The sequence below is a fragment of the Oleiphilus sp. HI0086 genome, from assembly GCF_001635225.1.
The window spans coordinates 1-4,637 of sequence record NZ_LWFZ01000648.1 but is presented as its reverse complement, the minus strand read 5'-3'; the positions used below and the strand labels follow the sequence as shown (position 1 = coordinate 4,637).

Annotated in this window: 2 protein-coding genes; both read left to right on the top strand. The window is 46.2% G+C overall.

From position 1 onward, the window contains the following. On the top strand, window positions 1–2,835 hold a 2,835-nt coding region (locus tag A3756_RS08950), incomplete at its 5' end, for a 3'-5' exonuclease (protein WP_082865165.1). Continuing rightward, window positions 2,832–4,637: AAA family ATPase (locus A3756_RS08945; protein WP_068553361.1), on the top strand; the 1,806-nt coding region annotated here is incomplete at its 3' end. The genes A3756_RS08950 and A3756_RS08945, both read left to right, overlap by 4 nt.

The following is a 4,637-nucleotide window of genomic DNA, read 5'->3' as shown; positions in this document are numbered from 1 at the left end:
TGGTGCGAAGCCGAGTTCACAAGTTTCGACTTTCCTAAAGCCAGTAAACGTAAGAATCTGTTTGAAGTCTTTACTCCAGGGTATTTAAGCCAAGACGTGAAGAAGGGTGGAGTGCCTCCAGAGCATGCCTACTTCAATTTTGTAGAAGCGCACCTGAGAAAACTTCCAGTTGGCTCACGCGAAGTGTTCTTGGTGCAAAGCTTCCAGGAGATCAGTAAACGGTTCAATGAAGAGAAAGAACGGCAACAAGCTGTCAGTTTTGATGACCTGATATTGAACGTAGCGAATGCTTTGTCTGACGAAGATACACGTAATATATTAATTAATACGGTGCGCGAGCGCTTTTCAGTAGCGTTGATTGATGAATTTCAAGATACCGATCGTGAGCAATACCATATCTTTTCGAGTATTTTCTCGTCAAGCATTGAGTCTCGCAAAGATGCCTCGATGGTGCTTATTGGTGACCCTAAGCAAGCAATCTATGCTTTTCGAGGCGGGGATATCGCCACCTACCTCAGAGCTAAGCAGGATATTGACAAACACCCGCGTGGCCACCAGTTCACAATGGATACCAATTGGCGTTCTTCGCCTGAGATGGTCACAGCAGTAAATCAGGTATTCCAGCGCGAATCGAATCCATTTATCGCAGAAGACATCCCTTTTAACGCTGTAAACGCGGCGAAGAGTACACCCGAGCACTTGCGTGGTCAGCCTGCGTTTTGCATCACTCAAGTAAGACCTGAAGGACGTGATATAAAAGCGATGACCTCCATACTTGCCGATCATTGCGTCCAACAAATTCTTGCATTGCTGACTGAAGGAAAGGCCGCTTACTCAGACATTGCCGTATTAGTTCGTTCAGGAAAAGAGGCCGAGCTAGTTAAGCAACGCCTTGCACGCTATGGCTTAAGTGCAAGCTACGAAGGCAAGAGCAATATTTACGATAGTGAAGAAGCGCAGGCCATTTATCGCTTGCTTGCAGCGATAGCAGAGCCGGGTGATGAGTATCTGCTAATGAGCTGTCTGTCTGAATTATTCTTTTGCATCGACGACGAACGCCTCTTGGATATTCGAAATAACGATAGTGTTTTGGAGTATTATCTCGAACTGTTTAATGACTTGCATAAATGTTGGAATCGCCATGGAGTCTTAGCCGCGATACGTGACGCTATGAGTCGCTTGGGTGTCTATGCATCTTGGCACCAGGATGCCTCACAGTTCCAGGACTGGGAAAGACGCCTTAGTAATGTTAATCAGCTAGCGGAGTTATTACAAAGTCAGGCGCAAGTCACACGTGGTCACTTTGCGCTACTGCGTTGGTTTCGTCAGAATATTTCAGCGTCGGTACTGGCTGATGATGAGAGTCGTCTACGTCTTGAAAGTGATGAACAGCTAATTCGTATCGTCACGATTCACAAAAGTAAGGGCTTAGAGTATCCCTATGTCTTTCTACCGTTTGTATTCACAGGCCGTGGTGCTGATATGGCGTGGTTTTATGATCAGAGCGGCAAGTTAAACCTCGACTTACTCAAGCAAGAGTCAAATGTCAGTTTGGTGGACCGAGAGCGGCTGGCTGAAGATATCCGCTTATTATATGTCGCACTGACACGAGCAAAATATCAATGCTTCCTTGGTACCTACTTTTATAAAGGCGCGGGCGTACTTAGTTTGGGGGTAGCGAAAACTGCCTGGGCTTATCTGCTTGACCGTGAAGCAATACTTGAAGGTTTGGACGAGGATAACTACCGTTCGGCTTTAGAGGGTTTGGCTGCACAATCAAATGGTGTCATTCAATTTAACTTACTCGACGAAGATGATTTAAGCGAGAGCCTAAAGCAACATCGTTTTGCGCACTTTAAATCAGAACAGGGTCGTGACAAGGGTCGGCAAGAGGCGATTGCTTGTGAACTGCTAGATAGAGGGTTGAGTAGCCAATGGCGAGTTCAAAGCTTTACCGGGCTAATGCAGGAAAGCCATGCGCGTCAGCATATTACGACATCACCAGGCTCCAATAGTCGCACGCCGTCGAAAGAGCCCGTAGCGGAAAGCGAAGAGCGAGAGTTAAGCATTTTTGACTTTCCCCGAGGTAGTAAGGCGGGTACTTTTTTACATACCTTGTTTGAAAGTATTGAATTCGAAACGGCTCAGCCGCTCACCAAACTACGCTCAGATGGCCAGCCTCTGAGCCTACGAGACATGATTGCAGAAAAACTGTCATTAAGTCGCCTTGTTGATGAAGGCGCTTTGCCTTTTTGGTCTGCCTATTTAAGCGAGTGGTTAAAAAATATTCTAGATGCCAAGCTAAGCGACAACTTTTCCTTATCGCAATTGCCACTAAGTGACTTTCAAGCAGAAATGGAGTTTTACTTTAAAGTTCAGCGCTGCCAAATCGGGCGTATTAATGAATTGCTTCAGTCGTACGCGTCGACCGTTCCAACACTTGAGTTTGCTTCATTTGAAGGGCACTTAAAAGGCGCCATTGACTTGGTTTTCGTCAAAGAAGGGCAGTACTTTCTGCTAGATTACAAATCGAATTACCTAGGCGATCAACTTGAAGATTATACGCACGACAAACTTTCTGAAGCGATGCTTGATCACCGCTATGACTTACAGTACCTCATCTATAGTCTTGCCTTACATCGCTATCTAAAAGCACGCTTGGGAGCTGCTTATCGTTATGAACGAGATTTTGGTGGTGTATATTATCTCTATCTTCGTGGTATGCCACTTAACTCTGATGGGAACGAGTTGGGCGCATCGCAAACGGGTGTCTATTTCATCAAACCTGAAGCGGCTTTGATAGAAGCACTCGACCTGCATTTGGAGGGCGCATGAGTTTAATTAAAACGCCTGTACTGAAAAACCTTGCTCAGCAGGTCGAGGCACAAAATACTGCATATCGCTGGCTTGATCTTTACGCCGCAGAGTTTGTGGTTAAAGGTTTGTTAGAAGAAGAGCGACAGCATGCCAGCAGCTTAGCGCTTTTAATCTGTGAACTGTCCTACGCGACGAGTAAGGGGCAAATCTGTATTGCCTTGTCAGCTCATAAGATAGGACTTGATCACGACTTCAAAGCTAGCTTATTGCAGCTCTCCGTCGTCGATGACTTCTCACAAGCGAGAGCTCATAAGAGGCTGCATGCAAAACAGAGTGTCAAGCCCTTGGTTGTTTCGGGTGATAAGCTGTATTTGACTCGTTATTGGAATCTACAGTGTGAATTCGAAGCTTGGTTAGCGAAAAGGGTGAGCAGTGAAAGCCTGAGTGACGAAGCACTCAGCGAGTCTCAGTTGGATCGTTTGAGTCAGTGTTTAAAAAGCATGTTTGCATTAAATGGTGTGGACTCAGACGAGAAACCAGACTGGCAAGCCGTTGCAGCTGCACATGCTTTGCTGCAAAAAACAACTTTGATTGCTGGGGGACCCGGTACCGGAAAAACCACCACAGCAGCAAGCCTGTTGCACTTGGTCGATCAATCATTCAGGCTACGTTTGGGCCGACCAGCAAAAGTAAGGTTGCTCGCCCCGACAGGAAAGGCTGCCGTTCGTCTAGCGGACTCAATCGCCTTCCAACTTAAGCGAATCGAAACTGAGCAGGCTGTGCTAGAAGGCTCAGATATGCTTCCACTTAGCGCGTGTTTGCCTGCTAATGGTGAGACGATACACCGTTTCTTAATCGACCATAAAGCTTTACCTTCGCAACACTCTTATTCAGAAAAACTTAACGCAGAGAGCCTCTTTTCGGGGCGGAGTGAAATTGCACTTACTGAAGCTGATATCTTAATTGTTGATGAGTCATCAATGATCGACTTGGCTTTAATGCATGCGTTAATCAAAACCGTGCCTGACACCACACAAGTGATCTTTATGGGTGACCCTTATCAGCTGCCACCCGTGGAGCCGGGCGAGGTATTCTCAGAGACGGTTAGGCGTTTTGAGGATATGTCTTATAGTAGCGAATTTGCCGATCGTCTGGCAAGTCTGACTGGCTATGAGTCAGGAGTCTTTCTAACTCCAGCTGTCGACAAAAAAGTAGCGAGTGAAGGCATTAATCAAGCGCTTTGCTATTTGAGAAAGACCTACCGCTTTGGTGGAGAACTTAAGCGCGCTGCCGAGCAAATTAATGCCGGTAATTTTATCGGTTTTCAAAATGACTTTTGCATTAGTCGCCACTTAGATAGCAATAACAAGCAGGTACGATGGTTCGACTATCAAGAGGGTGAAAACCAAGCTGAAATGAATGCTCAGCAAGTTCATCACTCAATCACGGCAGCCTATCAAAGCTATTTTGAGGCGGTGCAGAAGCAAGCAGATATCGCAGCATTGAATAGTGCCTTTGCTGACTTCCAATTGCTATGTTCGACTCATGAGGGCGAGCAGGGTGTGATCGCTATGAATAATTATATTGAACGAAGTTTGCTGGCGATGCTACCGGGGCACTATTCCGCCAATGTTGATACCGGATCTTTCCTGTATCATGGTAAGGCCATTCTTATTACTAAAAATCACGCAGACTTGGGTGTTTTTAATGGTGATATTGGCTTTGTCGTTGCTCGTAATCATGAGCCGGGTAGTACGGGAAAGTTTCAGGTGGAGGTGCCGCAAGGCTCGGGCGAGAGCATTATCGTATCACCGAAAAGG